The organism is Bradyrhizobium sp. WSM1417, from assembly GCF_000515415.1.
In the GTDB taxonomy this organism is placed as follows: domain Bacteria; phylum Pseudomonadota; class Alphaproteobacteria; order Rhizobiales; family Xanthobacteraceae; genus Bradyrhizobium.
Map to the genome: position 1 here is coordinate 2,901,910 of NZ_KI911783.1, position 19,836 is coordinate 2,921,745.

Genomic DNA, 19,836 nt, shown 5'->3' on the forward strand with positions numbered 1-19,836 from the left:
TTACTGCACCTTGATGCCGGCGTCGGCGACGACCTTGTGCCAGTGCGAAACCTCATCGCCGACCAGCCGGCCGAATTGCTCGGGCGTGCCGCCTGCCGGCTCGGCACCGATCTTAGCAAGCGCCTCGCGCACTGACGGCTTCTCCAGCGCCTTGTTGATGGCAGCGTTGAGCCGCGCGACCGTCTCCTTCGGCGTGCCATGCTTGACTGCGAAGCCGGTCCAGTCCTCGACCACCAGCGAGGGATAGCCGGCTTCGACGATGGTCGGCACATCAGGAAGAAGCGGCACACGCTTCGGTCCGGTCACCGCAAGCGCCCGCAGCTTACCGGTCTTAATCAGGTCGACGACGGGCAACATGGTGATGAACATGAAGGCGTTGGTGCCGTTGAGCAGGTCGCCGATCGCCTGCGGGAATTGCGCATAGGGGACGTGCTGGGCACGCGTGCCGGTCTGCTGCTTAAATTGCTCGCCGATCAGGTGGGCGGGCGTGCCGAAGCCGCCGGACGAGAACGTCAGCTTGTCGGGCTGGCTCTTCAACAGAGCCACCAACTCTGCCACGGTCTTGGCCGGCACCGACGGGTTCACCACCAGGACGTTGTAGGAAACTGTTGCTTCAATGACAGGGTCGAAATCCCTGTCCAGGTTGAACGAGATTTTCGGCACCAGCGATGGCGCCGCGACCGACGGCACCGACATGGCATAGAGGCTGTTGCCGTCCGCCGGCTGGGTCAGGACATCGGTCGCCGCGATGGTAGTCACGCCGCCGGGCCGGTTCTCGACGATGACGCGCCAGCCTTCGGCTTCCGTCAGTTCCTTGGAGACGATGCGGCTGATGATGTCGGGCGGCGTACTGGCCGAGAACGGCGCCACGAAGCGAACCGTCCCCGATGGGAACGAGCTCTGCGCTGATAGTTGCGGTGCTGAGGCTGCGAGCAGGGCCAGGGTCGCGACGGACAATGAGGCGCTGCGGAAGAACAGGTGGGGTCTCATGGAAGTCTCCATCAAACGCTGAAATTTTCGATGCCAATTCCAAAGTGCAACCTGCAGGCACGCCACCTTCTGACGCGCTATCTAGATTTGCCACAAAAATCGACGTATGTTTCACATTGTGGAATGACACGTTTCACAGTGTGGAATAGAGAATGGCGGTGGCGGGTCCGAAAATCATCAAGAGTCTGGAGCGCGGCCTTCGTGTCCTGCAGGCTCTGCAGATGCAGCCCGATTCCTCGCTGCAGCAGCTTTACGTCTTCACTGGTATCTCCAAGCCAAGCCTACTCCGTATCCTTCACACGTTGGCACGGTCCGGCGTGGTCACCCGGCGGCTTGCAGATGGGCGTTATCGCATCGGCGCGACGCTTTCGCGCGCGCCGTCACGCCGGGAGCGTCGCGATCGAATCGCGGAAGCCGCCGCTCCGGTGCTCGAGCGGCTGTGTCGGCGCGTTTCGTGGCCTTCGGATCTCATGATGCCGGCAGGAGACCACATGGAAATCCGTGAGACCACCCGTGCGCGCAGCCCGATCCTGTTGCAAGAGGAGAGGGTTGGTCTGCAGGTGAACTGGTTGCTGACCGGTGTTGGACGAGCCTATCTGGCCTATTGTCCGGCCAAGGAGCGGCAGGAGATCATCGAGATGCTGCGGACTTCGAACAAGGCCGAAGATCGTCTGGCGCGAGAGCCCGCGCGTCTGAATACGATTCTCGCGGAAGTGCGAGCACGCGGCTACGCAACGCGCGACCCTACCCATGTCGGCGGCTGGTATGGCAAGCCGCCGCATGCCGATGGCTTGATCTCAATTGCTGTTCCCCTGCGCGATGGCGCGCGCGTTCTGGGCTCGATCAACATTGTCTGGCTCAGGACCGCCTTTTCGGTGGAGGTCTTCGCCGCCCGGCATCTCGAAGAACTTCAGGACGCTGCAGCGGAAATTGTCAGTTCGGTGCGAGGTCGCAGAGCGCGCTGAGGGCGGCTTTTGGTTTAGACCGCCTCACTAAGGCGTTGAGCAGTAAGGACGGTGTCAGCCTGAACGGGCGCCCGGGAACTTTGCTCGAAAGTCAAGCGGTCGCATCCCTCCGTGCCGTCTGAAAAACTTCACGAAGTTTGTTGGCTCACTGAACCCTACCTCTGCGGCAATTGCTTCAACCGTGGGGCCGGCGTGTGCAAGCAATCGTTTCGCTTCCAAGATCAGGCGTTGCTCTATCAGAGCTTTGGGTGAGGAACCACACGCCATCATGCAGGCTCGGCGGAGTGACTTCGCTGAGCATCCAATAGCTTCCGCGTAATCTTCAACGATCCGCGTTTGTGCGAACTTCGCGTCGACAGCTCGACGGAATCTCCGGAACGTCCTGCGATGACTATCCGTCATGGAGAGCGCATCGCTCTTGCCGTAATAGCCTGCGATCGTCAGGAGCATTGCATAGAGGAGATGCTGGAGGATAGCGGCCGATAGCTTCGAGCCATCTGCTTTATGATATGCCCGCTTTATGGCCGACAGGACGCTGACGACGCTCTCCAGCGCATCAGGCCGTAGGTCCGTGACGTCTTCGGGAACGATATCATCGACCAAGGCTCCAAAAGCCGCTCCGTCCGCCGCTGAAGACGCGGGAAAGATGAATTCTGACGTGAACAGCAGGATATCCGCCTCCAGTTTTTGACCAAGGACGAACTGCTGAACTTGACCCGGGCGAGCATGGACAAGCGTACCTGCCTTGCACCTCACGCGGCGAAAATCGAGGAAGTGATCTCCGCTGCCAGCGGTAAATAGTATCAACAGATGGAAACCGGGCCGCTGTGGCGAGGCAAAGTGACGGGGCGATACGCGTCCCAAAAGATCCGAGAAGCGCAATGCTTCAATGCCAAGCCTCGGAAACTTGGGATTGTTATACTCGACTCCGAATATCGACTGTTGCGACAAACCTTTCACGGCGCACGCATGTCCGTTTTTGACCATCGATTGGTACCAGCTTGACCTGTCGAGGCACAACGGGGCAGGCATAGTAGATCGCAGAAATCCGGGCCTTACTGCATCTTTTTCAGGAGAAAGCGATGATCTGGAGCTTTTCCTTACGGCAATTAGCGATCGCCACCGCTTTCATTTTCATTTTCGGAACGGTCAATCTCCACGCAGAGCAAAAGTCCGACATCGAAGCTGTCACTGCGGCAAATCTAGCTTTCGATACCGCCCTTTCGGCTCGCGACATTAATGCGATGGAAAGGGTTTGGGCGGCTGAGACCTACGTCATCGCCGTGCATCCATCTGCCATGGCTGCAGCTTTTACCGACGACGCCATTAGGGTGACGCCAAGCGGTATGTTCGTAGGCCGAGAAGCGATTCGGCGTAATCTGCAGGATGTCGTCGACTTGGACCTGCACGACTACTCTGTAGAGCGCAACGTGTCGCGGTCTTTCGGCAACTTCGTGTTCAATGCTGGCGAGTGGCAGGCCAAGATCGGCGACCAACCGCTACACGGCTACTATACCGCAATCGTGGTCCGAGACGGCAGCGTGGCGAAGATCATGGAAGAGACCGCGACCGTGGCTGCTCCTGGGCAGTGATGAAGCTTTATCATGAGGCGGCCATGGGCGTGCTGCGCTGCCGAGCAGAGCTATGATCTCGCCGCGATGGCGCTGGCAGACTACCTGACGCGCGAGCGTGACGCGGCCAGGGGACTTTGGGCTAAGGTCTGCAAATGAGTGGTCAAAGGCGGCTCGCAACGCAAGCTCAGCTCGGCGTCCGGTTTAGCACCGATAGCGGGCATTACGGCGCTTGAACCGCTCTTCGGCTTAGGGCCATGAGCTGAAGTGCGCGGTCTGACAGGTCCGCCGCTGCGGACGTGTTGTTGCGCTATTGCGGAATCCGTGACGTGGTGTGCAACACCATGAACCAACGTCCATCCCGTTTTTCGTACATGTTGGTTGTGAAGGCCGTGAAGCTCACGGCATCCCCATTCTTGAACTTCCCTTCAGCACTCTCAATTCCGACAACCCATGCCACGTTGTGGGCGACATGAATTTGCGGCCCTTTCATCGATACTGAAATCTCGGCGAAGCGAGCAAAAGTCCCCTCCCAGCTCTTGCGAACCGCATCCCATCCGACAATCAAGACTTTGCTGGTCGACGTCTTTGCGATTGTATGCCTCGGCAAAATTCTTCTGCAGGTCGGCATACTGGTCGGCGGTAGTCTGCTGAGCGGCAGCAACATAGCAAGCCGACATCAATAAGAATGCGGCAAGTACGATGGTACGCAGCATCGGGCTCCGCCTTCGTCAGGACGATGAGGTCAGAACCACTCGCCCGGCATGTACTTGTCGGCAACAATAATGCTGACCGACATGAGCAAGCCGGCAAAGCAGAATAGCGATACCGACACGAACGTCTCGAAGTCGGCAATCGCCTCGACCGACGCCTTGGGAAAAATACGGGTAGCCAATGCCGCCATGTTACCCTCCAAATTGCTCTATCGCGGCTGAGCCAAACTCGCGCTCAGCCCATCCCGGCGCGGAAGTTCAGCGCCTGTTTTTACAGCATCGATCCGCAGCATCTCGTCAAGGCGAGCCTGGCAGTACTCTTCATAGACTGCGTTGATGATCGTCCACATGACATGATGTCCCCTATCGACCTGATGCAGGCTAGGGCTGGTCTGTTTCAGGATCGCTTCGTGGGACCTGCCATATGGTTTCCTCGCGCTAGAAGCCTTCGGCTCCTGCCTCGTTGAGCCCCCTTTCCCCTGGAGCGCAACCGCCATTTGTACGCCTTGGACCCTGGGAAATTTCCCAAGTGTCCGGCCGGTAGGTCGCCGCTAAACAGCTCTTGGAACGTGGGGAAATAGAAGAGCGAGAATGGAAGAACTTATTGCTCAACTTGAGAAGTTTCGAGCGGACGCAGGCTATTGTGCTCGCTTGGCGAGAACTGCGCCCGATAGGCAGACGCGAGCGCTGTTTGAACGGCTCGCAGAACGGGTGCGAGAGATGGTTCAGGAAATCGAGACGACGATCGCGGCGCGAACGAAACCGAGTGGTCGCTGGCAATGATCGTCCGGTGACGAACTCCACAGGCTGTGGAAGCATGTGCAGCGTCCACATGAGATTTTTGCGGGTGGCTTCGCTCTGTTAGGTCGCTGCCCGGGGGCGGGTGCTTTCAGACGAAACGGTGATGGCCGTGTACGAGCTGCGCCGGTCAATAGTTGAAAGCGCTGGCGCGCGAGAGGGCCCAGCGCGAGGACCGATCCGTGGGAATGGCAGAAGTGCGGGAATCTATCGACCATCAACGTTCGCTGCTGCGGGGCTCTCCACGGGTGCGCCCACTGAACGAATGACGCGGCGTTGGACCGAAAACGTAGCTGGACACGCCAGATTCCAAGCTGCACTCCTCAGCCCCGAGTTTTGGAGCAAAACCGCAAGTCAAGCTTTGGAAACAAAATCCCTTTCCGGCGAAAGCAGGTTTGTGCCGAGGGACTCGCAACAGTCGGGGCGGTTCTTGGGGTTCGACTCAAGCCGAAGGCTTAGGCTTACTGCTCCTTCCGCCGCAACCGCCGGGCAGGAGGGCGCCCGGGGCCCTCGTGCACAGGGGGCCGACAAGGGGGTAAAAAGCCCGGAGGGATAAGCCGTGTCCCAGGCGAGGGAACCGCGCCCACACGGCGCCGTGTCGCGGTCACGGCCGAAGGCGCGTGGCCAAAGGGACCAATGGTGACCTCGTGCCCACGCTCCATCAGTGTCGCGCTATATCAACCAGCAACGTCTGCGGCAGACAGAGTTGCGATCTTCATTTTTCTGATGCCCGCCTCCAATCATTTGAGCTGACTGTATTTGCCGCGCTCTCTATATAGATTGAACCTTAGGGTCATCCCGGCGCCGCGACTACGCCGTCTGATGAGCTTTCATGTACGGCCCGAAAAGGCGCGGGGCTTCTTCGTAAAATTTGGCTATAGCCATGAATACGTCTCCGCGTTTTTTGACCCATGTCGGGCGCTCCGGACCCGCAATATCTTGCATCATCGTGATGGCAAGGTTCAGGTTGATCAGATGCCCGCGGATTTTCTCGACGTATCTCTGAACGTCTTCACCGAAGAAATAGGGGACGCGATCGATCGCTCGTCCGTATCGAAAAAACAAATCGTCAGGCGCGGTGCCGTTACGGCAAGCCTCGCCCACAATGCTTCTAATCTCTTCGAAAATGGCAAGCCGTTTGTCGAAGAGATCCAGTACGATTTTTTCATTGGAAGTTTTCCAGTTGCGCTCGGCAATGTCTGCCTGGACTTTCGCTACGGCGATCTGGCTTTGGCCCAGACGGTAGGCGATCCAGCCCGCCATGATCGCCGCAAATGCGGTCGCCGCTGGGCCGGCGAAATCTTTGAACCGGGTGAGGTCTCGGCCGAACCGCGACTACCGTCCAGAAGGCGGTTGCCGCTAGTGCCCCGAGGGCAGTCTCAGATGCTCCACGCCGCATTGCTCTTGTCAGCTCCGAGCCAAACAGAGCGACACGTGGAAAATCGCCCGCATCGCTACTTTTTGCAGAGATTGGAGAAGGTGCGACCGCTGGGCATGTGCAGATTGCCGCTTTTCATGCAGCTCTTCATATCCGCAAAGCAGGCCTCTTTCGTTGCCCCCATGCTGACGCACTTTTGCGCGACCTCCGTACAGCTTCGTTCGCAGGCGGCGTGCGAAGGAGACGCGACCACAACTGCAGCAAACGTCGCAATACATAGCGATGAAAATCTCACTGTATCCTCCAAATTTGTAGAGAAACAATAGACAGTCTAAGCTCCAAGAAATTAGCTGACAATCATGTTTGTGGCGCGATGTGAATCGGTCGCTCAGAGCCACATCACCAGCGATCCCCGATTCAAGCAGCGATCTCTTAACGCCGCGACGCAGGAAGCATCTCACTTCATAGGCTGGCACACGCGCTGCACCTATCAAACCAGCGGCCTAACCGCCTTCATGAATTCGTGCCCAAACGCAGTAAGTTGATACCGCGCAAATGTTCTAGAGCCGGTTTGCGCGACAGCTGAGACGATAGGCTCGGCGTTCTGATATTGCAAAACTGCAGCAAGACCCAGCTTGTCAAGATGTTCGAGGTAAATTGCGACATTCGCCGGCGTAACCAGACCTTCTCTTGGAAGTTCATCGACTTCAACTATTCGATTGAAAAAGCGATTCGTGTGGCGGTCGTAGTCATCGGTGAATCGAAACTTGTAATGGTCGTTCTGAAGCAGTTTCTCGTATATCACCTTCAATATGACCGCTTCTCAAACAAAAGTTGCTTGATCAGAGGTGCAAACGCCGGGTGCTGGTAACGCAGCGAGTCTCGATCAAAGGCTTTAGAAAGTAGCTCGTTATACATGTCGGAGATGAGACTGTCGTCTTGCTCATACTTTATCGCCTCCAAAATCGGCCCAGCAATCTGAGAAGGAGGAAGGACCCGTCGTTCTTCGGGCACCTTCCTAACGAACCGATCTAAGAAATCTACGTAACGATCTTGCAGCGCGGCTGTGAATTGCAGAGGTGCGAGAGCAAGATGAAGCGCCTTAACAAAATTGACCAGTGCCGATCTCGTCTTCCGCATCGCCGGGGAAACGCCGTCCTGATAAACTTCCTTGATTGGGACTTGCTTAACAAGCTCCGTGGCTACGGCGGTGGCTAAGTCTATCTCGTTGGGCAAATGCCCCTCCTGGACGTGACCCTCACAATAAATCAAAGCGCAACCAAGGCGCGAACGCAAGCAATGGTGCAGCGAGTCTGCGAGACTTTGGACCTAGGGAAATTTACGGATATCGCGTTGCGGGTCTACAGCTGCAATCCAATGATAAATCGGATGGCAAAAAGGCTCCGGTCACAACGGCGGCGGTCGCGCTGATCGCAAACAGGATCCTCAGGCTCTCGTCCACAGTGCCTCGCACGCAAGACGACCCCCGGCTTGGGCAATGGTCGCAGCCAACGAATACCAGTCGGAGCCGGTGCTTTCTCGAGAGTTTAAATGATCGACAAACAAAAAGACCGCCCTGAGGCGGCCTTCCTGCTGCGCTGATGGGGCTGGCTATCAGGCCGCGGTGATTACTGTCACCTGGTTGCTGCGCCGGTAGGTCATGAAGCCGATGCCTGCGAAGCCTAGCATCAGCATTGCCCAGGTCGAGGGTTCTGGTACCGCACCGACGTTCACCTGGATGTCCACCGAGGCGAGGGTAGCGCCTCCGCTATCTTTCGTCGTCAGGTCGATTGAATAGATCGCCGCAAGGGTAGGATCGAACAAGCTGAGAGAGAAGGGGAAGAAGCCGATATTCTCGCTATTCTGTGCAGCTGTGCCGGCAAACGTGTTGTCGAAAACGAAAAGCGCAAAGTCGGAGAAGGCGTGTCCGTGATTGTCGCTGATAGAAATGTAGGTCGTGGTCCCAGAATTCGTACCGGGGTCGTAGGAATATTCAAAGTTCCAAAGAGCAAGCGTTGATCCGGGGCTGCTGACAGGCGCAACGTAAACGTTGCCGGATGGCGTTATCGGACCGACGAAGCGAATTGCTGCACGCAATCCTAACTCGGCACCGTTCTCCTGGTCGACGGTGAAGTGTCCATCGACCGTTCCAGTGCCGTTATGCCATCCGGCCGTGAGTGTGGTGTTATTTACAATAGTCGCCGAAGCGTTGTTGATTCCCGCGAACGCCAAGACGGTCGCGACAGCCCATGCCCTGCAGATCATTTCCAATGCCCCAAATCTTGTTTCAAGCGCGAGACAATTCGCGCGCGGAGGCAACTTACGCGTGCAGCATCTTTGCGGCAATAGGCTGAGGGTTCAGGAGTGGGCTTTGGACTGGGCGGGGGCAGGCACCTGACAATAGGCTGCCGTGGCGAAAAAGACGCCTAGCGTCGCACCCCCAAATTTGCCCATCACGGCTCCCCAGCCGTTGCTCGTGGCATAGAACCGCAACCGGAACGAGAGCGCAAGCCGTAGTGAACGGGGGTCGCAACATCTTTAGTGGGGATACTTAACACCGATCCTCTTTAACGCCCCGACGCAGGAGCTGCGTTCCGCAGCGCAATTCGCAGGCCTCAGTTGCTGCATCCTACCTCCAGCCGGTTTCCCGATATGGAATGGTGGCAGTGATATCCGCATCTTTACCCGAGGACTGGCGCCAGGCTGCGATACCGAAACACAACGTCAGCGTCAACGCGGTCGCCAACAGCAGCACGGACAAAAACTGGCTCACGCGCACCCCCACAGCGACAACATGGTGAGGCAGCGAGCACGCAGGGTCGATTCGAAAAAAGCAGGCCGGCTGACCTAGAGACAGTTTTCCCCAGGTTGTAAAATGGTGGATTAGCACTTTGGATCTTGGACCCGCCCGACTCGGGAAGTGATGCGATCGGAGAACGAGTGCGAGGGATGAGGGATGAGGTTAGGAGGTTGGCTGATTTATCTTTTAAGAATGGGGCCCATTGCGCGCGCCATTCGCCTCACTGATCCGGTGTGCCGACCGAGCGCAGCCGCGATCTCCGACACAACACGCCGACGCGCCAGCCACGCAAGCCGCTTTCGCTCAGCCTGCGTCCATTCCTTTGGCTTGGACGATTTCATTTCGAGATGGTCGAATTATCGCGACGCGAGCGATATTGGGAAATTTACGGGTGGCGGCGAGCGATCAAGGTACGCTGAGGCGCTCCGAACGAAGATATTGAATTCACGGCAGTCGGCACTGTGGCGGCGCACCCGACACGAGTGCCGGCAGGCTGGCCGGGCACCCGAGCCCGCTAGTGCCGTTGATTTATCGCAAGACAGCGCGGGTCGAGCGGCGGCAAACTTAGCTTGTAGCCGAACAGCTTGCCGACCATGTTGCTCAGGCTATACACCGGCCCTTCGTTTTTGCGCCAATTAATTCCTAGCTCACGATCAGCCACGTCAGCCCCGCGATCGTGCCGTAAAAGCCCGTGAGTGCAATAAGCACGAAAGCTCGCTCGATCTTGTCCATTGAATTTCCCCCGCAAGAAAGCCAAACGGAAAAGACGAAGGTTACTCCCGCTCGGAGTCAATTCAAGCGCTGTCAGGTTGCGGCAGCCTCGGGACTGTGGATAACGGGAAATCCCAAGCGGCCGTTGGTAGCATCTGGGCCGGCGCCGACTAAGGCCCGCGCCGATTTGTCACTGCATCAAAGTTTCGCTGGCGGCGCGTTCACGGCGAAGCTCGGTTCAGCTTTTGTAGTCCGATGAGTGACGATAGCGGCATGACTGGGTTTATACGAAGACGGATGCGGACCGCCTTTGGGCGTAGGCGCTGGGGCCGCAGGACACGCCTTCCGGCGCATGCATTCGCACGATCGGCGCGCCCGCTCACGCCGGGCGGCTTCCCTTGGAATTTGATGTTGCATTTCTTCTGAATGCTCGCCTGCTCGAGCGCGACCATTTGGCCTTTCATGTTGGCGAGCTCGATATGAGTGTCCCGGCGGCGCTTGCCACTGGGTGACTATTCCCAGCGCGGGCGATCTAAGCCATTTGTGAGAGATTTGAATCATCCAATTTACCGGATCGAAAATTGGGTTCCGTATATCTCCGGTATTACCAACCTAAATGCAGGGGCAGAAGATGGTCTTGATTAAGCGCTTTGTTTCAGATGAGAGTGGTGCGACCGCAATCGAGTACGGGCTTATCGCTGCAGGGATTGCGCTGGCGATCATCACCGTGGTCAACAATCTCGGCAGCACGATGAACGACAAGTTCACATCGATTAGCAGCTCCTTGAAGTAATTTCCGCCGCTAGCCAGGAGCGCCGAGGAAGTCGTTACGGTTGCTGAGTTGGACGAGCGCAGACTCTTGGTGCAGTCCGCCTCAGCAATGGGGGCGGGCTTTCACCCGAAGCCTAATGCCTGCTCGTTAGGAGAGGCAAGCGACGATCGCGAGAACCACGTCGGCGCCAAAATCGCCCGAAAATACCGAAAAGAGAATGCCTCCGCCAACTACCACTGCAATCAACAATTGAAGCGCGACCATTTGAAATCCCCTCGTAAGTGAGAGGAAGCTAGACCCGGACCATTTCCGGAGTGCTTCGCGCGAGCCGGCAAACGGTTTCATTCACTGAGGCGTGTCCGAAAGCTGCTAGAGCATGTTGTTTTTACCGGAATCGGGATTCCCAGGGAGCCGATTTCTGATTCAAACTTCGTGCTGGAGAACGGAGGCCAGCATGGATGACGCGACCCTATTCGGAAGACCTTCGTGAACGGGCTCTGGCGCGGGCTGACGCAGGGGAGACGGTTCGCTCGATTGCAGAGGCGCTTGAGATCAGTCCGTCCTGTGTAACCAAGTGGAAGAACCTGAGGCGGGAGACTGGAGGCGTTTCGCCAGGCAAGATTGGTGGTCACAAGAGGCCGGTTCTATCAGGTGCCAATGCCGACTGGCTGCGCAAGCGCGTTCTCTCTGGGCCATTCACCTTGCGGAAGCTGACACAGGAGTTGGCGGCGCGCGGGATCAAGACAGATGTGCGGGCCGTCTGGACGTTTGTGCATGCCGAAGGACTGAGTTTCAAAAAAAAGATCCTGCCGGCCAAACAAGATCGCCCGATATCGCTCGTAAACGGACGCGCTGGAAGGCCCATCAAGGCAAGATTGACGCTTCACGCCTGATTTTCGACGAGATCTGGATCAAGACCAACATGGCGCCACTGCGCGGCTGGGGTCCGAGTGGACAGCGGCTCCAGGCATCCGCGCCTTTCGGTCATTGGAAGACCATGACTTTCATTGCAGCGCTGCGGCACGACCAGATTAGCGCACCTTGGGTCATCGACGGCCCCATCAATGGGGAACTCTTCACCCTCTATGTCGAGAAGGTTCTGGTGCCAACGCTGACAAAAGGCGAGATCGTCATCCTCGACAATCTCAGCAGTCACAAAGGCAAGTCCGCCCGCAATGCCATCCGCGCCGCCGGAGCGCATCTGCTCTTCCTGCCGCCCTACAGTCCCGACCTCAATCCGATCGAACAGGCCTTCGCCAAGCTCAAACATCTGATGCGAGCTGCAGAGCCGCGTGACGTCGAGGCAACTTGGCGCAAGGTCGGTCAACTGCTCGACCTCTTCTCCGCCCAGGAGTGCGCCAACTATCTCAAAAATTCAGGCTATGTTTCCGTATAAAAACAGCATGCTCTAGCGGATGAGCGGCCTCGCTCGATTTCCTGCCGGATGAAAGTGGCCCCAGATCTGGGGAAACGGGTGTTGCGAGCTGGGTCCGGACGCGCCCTGAGAGGGGCGCTGGGAAACCTGGCGACAGCAGCAAGGTGCGAAGCGCGAAGGGCCGCTGTGGTGAGACAGCGGCCCTCTTTCCGGGTTTCAAAATGCTCGAAATGAAATCGCTGCGCCTCCCCGGTTTGCCGAGTTTTCCCGGTCCCTTATGTTCCAGCTATAACATTTGTTAGGCGGTTGTCTTAACTTCGAAATCGGTGCATCCCACCGGTCACAGCCGCAAAGCCGGGCAGGCTTTCCGCACGTGCCCCTAACAAGAAGATCTCCAGCATCTGACAGCAAAAGGCCGGCCGGTTCAGGCCGGTGGGCCTCTGTGCTAGCACCACGGGTGTCGCGCCGATCGTGCGGAACGTCGCGGCGTCGGTCGCAGGAGCAGCCTTTAGCCGTTCCTGCGACCTTCACTTTCGCGGCTCCGGCGCTCTAATCCGCAATGGATCGGCAGCCGGGAGCATTGGGGGCTGGAAAGCCAGCCGTGCCATGTTCGCTCCAAAGTGACAAGGCACCTCCGGTAGTTGTACGGAGTCCATTTTCGGAACGGGGTGTTCTACTGTAAGAACACCGGCGCGATTTAAGAACCAACCAATTTCAAGTTGTCCGGGAATGCCGCAGTGGGGCTGGAACCACGCTGCGGCTTTTCCCATGAGCGAACCCAATTCTTTGTTGAGCCGTATCTGGCCGGAGCAATGTTTTCCGAGGGGACGGATTGTGAGCATCCAAGGCATAGTGGCGACTATATTGGAGCAAGAGCTGACCGCGCGGGCGTGCGGTCATTGCGGCATTCCGATTGCATGCAGATCGTGGAAAACCTACTCGTTCGCTTGAAGGAGCTGGACCAGGAATTAGCCGCTCGAACGATCAAGCAAAGCTGAGCTCGTATGAGAGACGGCCCCGGCTTCAGGGGGCTTTGAGGTTAGGCCGGGGCCGCTCCGCCAGCTCGGGCGGCGAGCCAGCGCGGATTCAAGCGGAAACGCCCCCGGCAGGTTCCTTAAGGCGCCAACAAATCCTCGCCCGGCGTCAGCAGCCGCACGTAGGTGCCGCTCTCATGCAGCTCCAGCCAGCCCTTCTCGACAGCGCACCTGATGCCAGCGCCGAACTCTGCCCCGCTTGCTTTAAGCGTGTAGAGGAAGGGATAGTTGATCTTATCGATATGGATTCTGCCGTCCTGTACCGCCTCGATGCCTGAAGCTAGCTGAACTAGCTTGCGGGCTGCGGCTTGTGGATCGGCAAAAGGGCGTTCGGTGACGTGCTTCATCGGCGGAGTCAAAACCTCAAGCCCATGCTTGGCCTGACTTGCCCGCGGCTGTCATGCCAGTTCGGGACGATATGCACAGATCCTGCGGCGCCGCACGCTGAGCAGACCCGGCGCAAGCCGACACGCGACCACGGCTGATCCTGCGGGAGTGCGTCGGGCCGCACGTTGACCCGGCGATCACAACGGCCATTTTGGCACTGGATGCTGCAGGTCACATGGCCGTCGGCCAGCCATTCAGCGGGGCTGCGAGGCGGATAATGGCCGGCCCATTTCGTGTATCGGCGAGTGCGCATGCCGCCATCAAGGCATCGCGAGTAGCGCGCAAATTTTCGGTCGGTAGTAGCTCCAACGGTGCCGGAGCTACTGCCTATTGCGGCTCTGGAATTGACGGAGCGGCTTCCACGCCAGGCTGGGGCAGGTGCGCCGGCCTAGTAACGAAGTGTTACAAATCGGTTACAATGGCCGTTTGTGCCGCATTCGTTCCAGAGCGACCGTATATAATGTCATGAGTGCGTCGGATTCGGCCGGCGAGGTTCGCAGAGCAATATTTCTCAGGGGCAGCACGCTCTTGCCCATTCCTTCCAATGACAACCACCGGCTGCAACCACGCGGCCTACGCCGTGCCGATGCGGCACGGTACCTCGGGATCTCTCCCAGCTATTTCGATACCCCGCGTAAGGCCGGTAACATTCCAGCGCCGAGGCAGATGCTCGGCCTGGTGCTATGGGACCGCAACGACTTGGATCCCTTGTTCGATGGTGTTTCGGTCGGGAACGAAAACGACGACTATTGGGATAAGCAATGCGGCAGCGGAAGCCAAAATACGTAAACGAATATCTCGATAGGCACGGGCGACCCCGCGTCTATCTGCGCAGGCCAGGCAGGCCGCAACTTGCTTTGCCCGCGCCTCTCTACACACCGGAATTCTGGACGGCCTATCGCGCTGCTATGAGCGCGGACCAGCCAACGCCGGAGGTGCGCCGTATCAAGCCCGGCACGATTGCTGCTGCTGTGCGCGGCTATTACGGCAGCGCCGAATTCAAGGGGCTGGCTGAGAGCACGCAAACCATTTATCGCAACGCGACCTGTATCGTATAGCCTCGTGCGCAACTGACATGCATGATTACCCTCATAAGTTGGCCCCAATGCCGAGCTATTCGACTGCCGCAGCACTTGTCTTCCTGTTTTCCTTCGCGCCAAGTTTTGCTCAATCCCGTCAGGAGGAGGGGATTTTGAGCTCCTCATCCGACGACGGACCGATGCCTTTTATCGACCTGCTGGCGTCGATGTCAGGGCATTGCAAGACGTTGACGGTCGCTGGCCGCAGCTTCAACTGCAAGACCATTGCTTACGCTCATGGGGACAAGGGCCGGGTGAATTTTGCAGTCGCCGTCGACGATCCCGAGGATGAGAATCACGTGGTGTCGTTCTCCGGCGAGAACGGGAAGCGGGCCGACGACAATTCCTATGAGCTGCCGATCGACCGCATGCTGCTCAATTCCAGGGACCGCCCCAAGGTCGATGGCCTGCCGGTACCCAGTAAACAGGCCTCAACGGGCGTCTGCCGCCAAACCGGCAATTTCGCGGCAAGGAAGGTGAACGACGTCACCTGCTTTGCCATCGACAGCGAGGGCCGCCGCTACGAACTGCTGTTCGTTTCTGACGGCACGCCCGTAAGCGTGCGTCGTATCAGGCAGTCGGCGCCGTCAATCCAGGATCCGTTCAAGTGAGAGCTGCGAATGTGGACACAGGAATCACAACGCAGATAAAAAGATCGCCTGTTCAGCCTTGCGGTGTAAGGTCCTCAAACCACGCCTGGCGCGCCCAGATGGTCGCCGGGCGGGAGAAAGCCTGGGTAACCTAGCGCGTCGCAGCGGCTGGACTTTCCTGAACAGCCGTCTCCCGGCATCGCTCTCGTTGATCAGAACGGGTCGGTTCGGCCTGGGGGTAATGCTGATCACGCAATTCCGGCTCTCGGCTGCACGGCTTGCCGTCCGAAAATCTCTTCATCCGCCATCGAGCGGGGCGACAGCCTCGACACTATCTGTCCAGGCCAAGGTGCTTCCGTTCTTCCTTTTGATCCCGGCTTCGCCGTTCAGGGCTCTTGAGAGTGGGCGGCACCGCTCCGGCAGCTCGGCGGCAGCCTTAACCTTCGACCAAGTTCCATATTCCTTTCCCGGAGTAACGGCCGCATAGCTTACTGGTTTTCAGCTCGAGATTTTCCGATGAGGTCTCTGCCATGTCCCAAGGCGTCGAAGATCTGCAGATGTTGCGTCTCATCAGGGCTTTTCAAAAGATCACTGATCAGGACTCTCGGCGCATGGTTGTGATGTTCGTCGAGGAGCAGCTTGACAAGCAAGTGGCGCGAACCCGACAAAAGCTTGGGCGGACCGAGCACTAGCGCGAGATCAAACCATTTTCCTCGTGCGGCGTGATGGCGCTACGGGCTGAAGATCGCCGGTCGGACGCAGTCCGATCAGATCGGGCCGGCGCACCTGCCGAGAGGGCGCTCGCCGAGACTGCCGCGCAAGATGTTTCACATCAGCAACCCGCCGCTCACGAGGCTGCACGACCAGTCCGGGCTCGATTATCTCGGCGTGTTTACTACAGTGCTCCAGCTCAACGACCGCAGGCCTGTCTTGCAAGGGCGCAGTCGAGGACGAGCGTTGGCGCGGCGTCCGAGGGGGGCTCCATGAATCAGGAGACCACCAGACCGCAATCGCGGGGATGCGGGACCGACGCCAAAGGAAACTGTAAGGCAGTGATTCGCGGCGAGCCGCATGGAAGTACTGCGGGCAACGTTCTCCAATACGCGCATCTGCCGTGGCTTGACGATCAGTGAGCGTCCGGTTGCGCGAAGCGCGGGGCTTGGAAGGCTCGCTCGCCCGTCATCAGTTGGGCGGGAGACTCGCGGATGGCGAGTGAAAGGACCGACACACCAACCTTCAGAGAATTCCGTCGCTCAGAACAATCGCGTCCCAATGACAGCTGGCCGGAAGTTGCTCACCAGAGGGAGACCATCACGGCCCCGGCAACTGGATATCGCACGCAGGCCATCGCCGGAATGAAACTGCATCATCGAGGTGTTAGATAGAAGGCATTTTGATGCTTATACCGCGAGCAAGCGGGTGCCTTGGATGCTCATGAGCGTGAGATTTCCAGTTGCATACGCCCCTGTATCGATGTTGGCCCGGTTGGCACGTAACTCGGCGCTGCGCACCGGAGTATGACCGTGCACGATATACTTGCTGAAGTGTTCGTCGCTCTTCAAGAACTCGTCGCGAATCGACAGCAAGTCGTCTTCGTGCTGTTCGGACAGGGGCAGACCGGGTCGAATGCCGGCGTGTACGAAGAAGAAGTCTCCGCAGGTAAAGGACAGTCTCAAATTGCGCAAGAACTCGACGTGACTACGCGGAATAGCTCGGGCAAGCTCCCGCAGCAGGTTGGTCGGGTCTCCCCTCAAATCCGCCGATGAAACTCCATAAGAGGCGAGCGTCTGTGCTCCGCCAATCCGAAGCCAGTCGTTCAGAAGATGGGGCTCACGCAGGACCCTGACCAGGAATGACTCGTGGTTCCCCTTCAAAAAAACGGTGTTATTTCGCCGGCTGCGTTCAATTAAGATATCCAGGGTCGATCGTGTGTCGGGGCCACGATCGATATAGTCGCCCATGAACACCTCAATCGCGTGTGAAGGCCGACTATGAGCCAGATCGGCATCGATCACGCGCAGCATCGGCATCAACAAATGCGCACAGCCGTGGATATCGGACATTGCATAAACCCGAACCCCCTCCGGCAGCTGGGGTTTCGGCTTCGAAAGGCGTGATCGGAAGAAAGGAAGCATTCTGAAGCTGGCGCTTGAAACCTGTTGGTCGAGCAAGGTAGTTCGTGAGACATCGTTGGAAGTTACCAGGTACAAAGTCAAACGGGGCTTTCGTGCTGAAGAACCGAGCTGACGAATACGACAGCTTTGTGTGCGGAATTGACGAGACATCAGAACGCGTCGATCTGGTCATGACCATATTTATTCGTACGTTTAACGAGCGCAGCGGGGTATCTGCGGCTGATAGAGAAATCCGGACCTGGAAGGCCGGACTCAACGCGCCTCATTCCAAAACAGAGCAACCCTGCTGGTTGAGCGATTTCGTTCTTCTCGTGCTGATTTGAAAAGGGATGAGGACTCTGCCTTGGCTCATATAACCAGGGTGTGACGCCGTCATGTTGTCAATGCCACGAGCAGATTAAAATACACGCATCGCGGGAACACTATCCAAATTCAGAGCCCAGCTCTGCGATGCAAGAAAAACGCGTGCGGTGCCACATTGTCGCTGCGATCTGTCAACACCCTGTGTCGCGAACACCGCAAATCATCTGCGTTGCGATGAGTGCACGAGCGCTCGGCACTTAGGGGTATCGAATGGTTGTTGCAACTTACGGCTCTGATGACGGTCATTCGCTTTCTGCCGCGCGCGGGACCGCACTTCAAAGACCATTCCAGGTTTTCGTCATCGCCGCTGATCTCTTGCTGATCTTGATCTGCTACGCAGCGGCATCCCGGTTTTACAGCGCAGCGACGGCCTCAGTCCCGGAAGGCACCTCGGTTGGCGCGGGCCTTATTGTGGGCGTGCTGTTTATTTCAATCGCCTACTTTCAGGGCGTGTACGACACACATCGCTTGCTGAAGCTCGCCTGGCAGTTGCGCAAAGCCATCGTCATCTGGGCGGCATCCTTGATGATACTGGCCGTTTCGGCGTTCCTGCTGAAGTCGACGGACAATCTGTCGCGAGGCACGGTCATCATTTTCGCCGGTGCCGGCGGCGTCGGACTGATGAGCCTTCGGTTCGTCTGGCAAGTGGCCCTGGGATCGAGCTTTGCAAAAGGACGTCTGGTCGATCGCAAGGTCGTTCTGCTCAGTCTGAAGCCGCTCGACTTCACTTCGAACCGCTTCAAGGATTTGAGGAAGAACGGATTTGATGTCGTTCGTCATTTTGTCATCGGTGCGGATGGCGAAGAGGGGTGGGAAAGACTGATCCGCGACGTCATTCGCCAGTCGCGGGCGGCGGACGTTGATGAGTATCTGCTGGCGATTGACTGGAACGAACTGCCGCTGTTGCAAAAGATTGGACAGCATCTGCGGGCGGTCTCGCAGCCAGTTCGGCTGTTACCGGACAACTCGATTGCTGATCTGGTCTCGCGTCCGTTCCTTCCGGTCAGCGGGACCGTGGCAATCGAGCTCCAGCGCCCTCCACTGACCATATTCGAGCGGTTGCAAAAACGCAGCCTCGATGTGGGCCTGGCGTCGTTCGGCCTGATTGCATTGGCGCCGTTGTTGATGACGATCTCGGTTCTGATCAAGCTCGACTCGAGCGGAAACGTGCTCTTCCGGCAAATGCGCCGCGGATGTAACGGCAAGCCGTTCCAGATTTTGAAGTTCCGGACCATGACGGTTGCCGAGAACGGCGATACGGTTGCGCAGGCGACGAAGGGCGATACGCGCGTAACCAGGTTGGGGCGGTTCCTTCGTATGACAAGTATGGACGAGTTGCCCCAGCTCTGGAATGTGCTGCGGGGTGACATGTCGCTCGTCGGCCCACGCCCGCACGCGTTGGCGCACGACAACTACTATGACGAGCTGATCCGCAACTACATCTATCGCCATCACATGAAACCTGGCTTGACGGGCTGGGCCCAGGTCAATGGCTTCCGTGGCGAGACGCCGACGATCGACCTGATGGAGAAGCGGGTGGATTACGACGTCTGGTACGTCAGCAATTGGAGTATCTGGCTCGATCTAAAGATCATGGCGCGCACCGCCGCCGCCGTCATGTTCCAGGAAGCCTATTGAGGGGGAGCGCATGTCCGGACCAACGCGCAGCTGCTCCGGCTCTGGACTCAGCGGCCCCGCCATCGTCCGAGGACCCGCACGAGCTCGTTGCGGAGGGCTATGAGCGGGGGGACCAGCATGAAAAATGCGCCCATCGCGATCGAGATCACTACGTGACGGAGTGAGAGCGGCTCGTCATGATCAAGTTGGGCAGTGCTCTTCTCGATCTGGGCGGGCAACAAGGCTGTCCCGGAGGGGGGCCCCAGTTTGCGCGGCGGAACCATGATCAACACAAAGAGAATATTGATCAGTAACCACATGCTCAAAAGAACGAGGGCGGTCAACATCGAAGTCACCGAAAAAACAGCCTATACAACGCCACGCAAGCTCCAGGCAACCCCGAAGAAAAGAGTGCCTGAAATTTGTGCGACCAGGTTGAGCAGATCAGTTTGGCCTAAACTCAGCGTTTCCTGTCAGAGAGGCCGCTACAACAGAAATTTGCCAACGCTGCGAGCGCGTACCGCCAACAGCTAGGTACGGCAATCAAGGTCGTTTGTG

Annotated in this window: 22 protein-coding genes; 10 read left to right on the forward strand and 12 right to left on the reverse strand. The window is 57.9% G+C overall.

Annotated elements, in window-relative coordinates; translation table 11 throughout:
- A complete protein-coding gene (locus tag BRA1417_RS0113965) occupies positions 1-990 on the reverse strand; it encodes a tripartite tricarboxylate transporter substrate binding protein (protein WP_198034832.1) in 990 nt (329 codons plus the stop codon).
- Between the two features lie 152 nt (positions 991-1,142).
- On the opposite strand from BRA1417_RS0113965, the gene BRA1417_RS0113970 reads away from it, so the two are divergent.
- On the forward strand, positions 1,143-1,955 hold the full coding sequence (locus tag BRA1417_RS0113970) for an IclR family transcriptional regulator C-terminal domain-containing protein (protein WP_027516270.1): 813 nt from the start codon (positions 1,143-1,145) through the stop codon (positions 1,953-1,955).
- Between the two features lie 54 nt (positions 1,956-2,009).
- Here the strand turns inward: BRA1417_RS0113970 and BRA1417_RS0113975 are convergent, their stop codons facing one another.
- Complete coding sequence (locus BRA1417_RS0113975) at positions 2,010-2,942, reverse strand: helix-turn-helix domain-containing protein (protein ID WP_198034833.1); 933 nt, start codon at positions 2,940-2,942, stop codon at positions 2,010-2,012.
- A gap of 95 nt (positions 2,943-3,037) precedes the next feature.
- Here BRA1417_RS0113975 and BRA1417_RS0113980 point away from each other — a divergent pair, with 95 nt between their 5' ends.
- The gene (locus BRA1417_RS0113980; RefSeq protein ID WP_027516272.1) at positions 3,038-3,547 is read left to right on the forward strand and encodes a hypothetical protein; all 510 of its coding nucleotides are present in this window, start codon (positions 3,038-3,040) and stop codon (positions 3,545-3,547) included.
- 12 nt (positions 3,548-3,559) lie between these two features.
- Positions 3,560-3,685, forward strand: a complete 126-nt coding sequence (locus tag BRA1417_RS46005) for a hypothetical protein (RefSeq protein ID WP_256379165.1) — start codon at positions 3,560-3,562, stop codon at positions 3,683-3,685.
- Positions 3,686-3,836: 151 nt separating this feature from the next.
- Here BRA1417_RS46005 and BRA1417_RS46280 read toward each other — a convergent pair whose 3' ends face one another.
- The 7 genes from BRA1417_RS46280 to BRA1417_RS0114015 all read right to left on the reverse strand — a co-directional run bounded on the left by BRA1417_RS46280 (position 3,837) and on the right by BRA1417_RS0114015 (position 8,686).
- Positions 3,837-4,193, reverse strand: coding sequence for a nuclear transport factor 2 family protein (locus BRA1417_RS46280; RefSeq protein WP_027516273.1), 357 nt, complete (start codon positions 4,191-4,193; stop codon positions 3,837-3,839).
- Between the two features lie 78 nt (positions 4,194-4,271).
- Positions 4,272-4,430, reverse strand: a complete 159-nt coding sequence (locus BRA1417_RS44785) for a hypothetical protein (RefSeq protein ID WP_198034834.1) — start codon at positions 4,428-4,430, stop codon at positions 4,272-4,274.
- A gap of 18 nt (positions 4,431-4,448) precedes the next feature.
- Positions 4,449-4,589: a hypothetical protein gene (locus tag BRA1417_RS44055; protein ID WP_156948750.1), complete on the reverse strand. Its 141-nt coding sequence runs from the start codon at positions 4,587-4,589 to the stop codon at positions 4,449-4,451.
- Positions 4,590-5,847: 1,258 nt separating this feature from the next.
- Positions 5,848-6,300, reverse strand: coding sequence for a hypothetical protein (locus tag BRA1417_RS0114000; RefSeq protein ID WP_027516275.1), 453 nt, complete (start codon positions 6,298-6,300; stop codon positions 5,848-5,850).
- 605 nt (positions 6,301-6,905) lie between these two features.
- A complete protein-coding gene (locus BRA1417_RS0114005) occupies positions 6,906-7,226 on the reverse strand; it encodes a hypothetical protein (protein ID WP_027516276.1) in 321 nt (106 codons plus the stop codon).
- Complete coding sequence (locus BRA1417_RS0114010; RefSeq protein WP_156948751.1) at positions 7,223-7,651, reverse strand: Abi-alpha family protein; 429 nt, start codon at positions 7,649-7,651, stop codon at positions 7,223-7,225. The genes BRA1417_RS0114005 and BRA1417_RS0114010 overlap by 4 nt, the downstream gene beginning before the upstream one ends.
- A 378-nt stretch (positions 7,652-8,029) precedes the next feature.
- Positions 8,030-8,686: a PEP-CTERM sorting domain-containing protein gene (locus BRA1417_RS0114015; protein WP_156948752.1), complete on the reverse strand. Its 657-nt coding sequence runs from the start codon at positions 8,684-8,686 to the stop codon at positions 8,030-8,032.
- 1,871 nt (positions 8,687-10,557) lie between these two features.
- On the opposite strand from BRA1417_RS0114015, the gene BRA1417_RS0114025 reads away from it, so the two are divergent.
- Together BRA1417_RS0114025 and BRA1417_RS42785 are read left to right on the forward strand one after the other, a co-directional pair.
- A complete protein-coding gene (locus tag BRA1417_RS0114025; protein WP_035969384.1) occupies positions 10,558-10,719 on the forward strand; it encodes a Flp family type IVb pilin in 162 nt (53 codons plus the stop codon).
- Positions 10,720-11,156: 437 nt separating this feature from the next.
- Positions 11,157-12,094, forward strand: a protein-coding gene (locus tag BRA1417_RS42785; RefSeq protein ID WP_156948753.1) for an IS630 family transposase whose coding sequence is annotated in 2 segments (ribosomal slippage) — positions 11,157-11,526 and positions 11,526-12,094 — 939 coding nt in all. Because the reading frame shifts where the segments join, the coding sequence is not laid out codon by codon here.
- A gap of 1,093 nt (positions 12,095-13,187) precedes the next feature.
- On the opposite strand, the gene BRA1417_RS0114050 is transcribed toward BRA1417_RS42785, so the two are convergent.
- The gene (locus BRA1417_RS0114050) at positions 13,188-13,454 is read right to left on the reverse strand and encodes a hypothetical protein (RefSeq protein WP_027516281.1); all 267 of its coding nucleotides are present in this window, start codon (positions 13,452-13,454) and stop codon (positions 13,188-13,190) included.
- Between the two features lie 801 nt (positions 13,455-14,255).
- Here BRA1417_RS0114050 and BRA1417_RS44060 point away from each other — a divergent pair.
- The 3 genes from BRA1417_RS44060 to BRA1417_RS44790 all read left to right on the forward strand — a co-directional run bounded on the left by BRA1417_RS44060 (position 14,256) and on the right by BRA1417_RS44790 (position 15,855).
- Complete coding sequence (locus tag BRA1417_RS44060; protein WP_156948754.1) at positions 14,256-14,552, forward strand: hypothetical protein; 297 nt, start codon at positions 14,256-14,258, stop codon at positions 14,550-14,552.
- Positions 14,553-14,599: 47 nt separating this feature from the next.
- Positions 14,600-15,184, forward strand: a complete 585-nt coding sequence (locus BRA1417_RS0114065; protein WP_027516283.1) for a hypothetical protein — start codon at positions 14,600-14,602, stop codon at positions 15,182-15,184.
- 509 nt (positions 15,185-15,693) lie between these two features.
- Entirely contained in the window at positions 15,694-15,855 is a 162-nt protein-coding gene (locus tag BRA1417_RS44790) for a hypothetical protein (protein WP_198034835.1), read from the forward strand.
- 708 nt (positions 15,856-16,563) lie between these two features.
- Here BRA1417_RS44790 and BRA1417_RS0114075 read toward each other — a convergent pair.
- Positions 16,564-17,298 (reverse strand): metallophosphoesterase, encoded by a 735-nt coding sequence (locus tag BRA1417_RS0114075; RefSeq protein WP_027516284.1) that lies wholly within the window; start codon positions 17,296-17,298, stop codon positions 16,564-16,566.
- Positions 17,299-17,390: 92 nt separating this feature from the next.
- Between BRA1417_RS0114075 and BRA1417_RS44065 the strand changes: the two genes are divergently transcribed.
- A complete protein-coding gene (locus BRA1417_RS44065; RefSeq protein ID WP_156948755.1) occupies positions 17,391-17,621 on the forward strand; it encodes a hypothetical protein in 231 nt (76 codons plus the stop codon).
- A gap of 250 nt (positions 17,622-17,871) precedes the next feature.
- On the forward strand, positions 17,872-19,299 hold the full coding sequence (locus tag BRA1417_RS0114080; RefSeq protein ID WP_027516285.1) for an undecaprenyl-phosphate glucose phosphotransferase: 1,428 nt from the start codon (positions 17,872-17,874) through the stop codon (positions 19,297-19,299).
- Between the two features lie 47 nt (positions 19,300-19,346).
- Here the strand turns inward: BRA1417_RS0114080 and BRA1417_RS0114085 are convergent, their stop codons facing one another.
- Positions 19,347-19,625, reverse strand: coding sequence for a hypothetical protein (locus tag BRA1417_RS0114085; RefSeq protein ID WP_027516286.1), 279 nt, complete (start codon positions 19,623-19,625; stop codon positions 19,347-19,349).
- Positions 19,626-19,836: the final 211 nt, after the last annotated feature.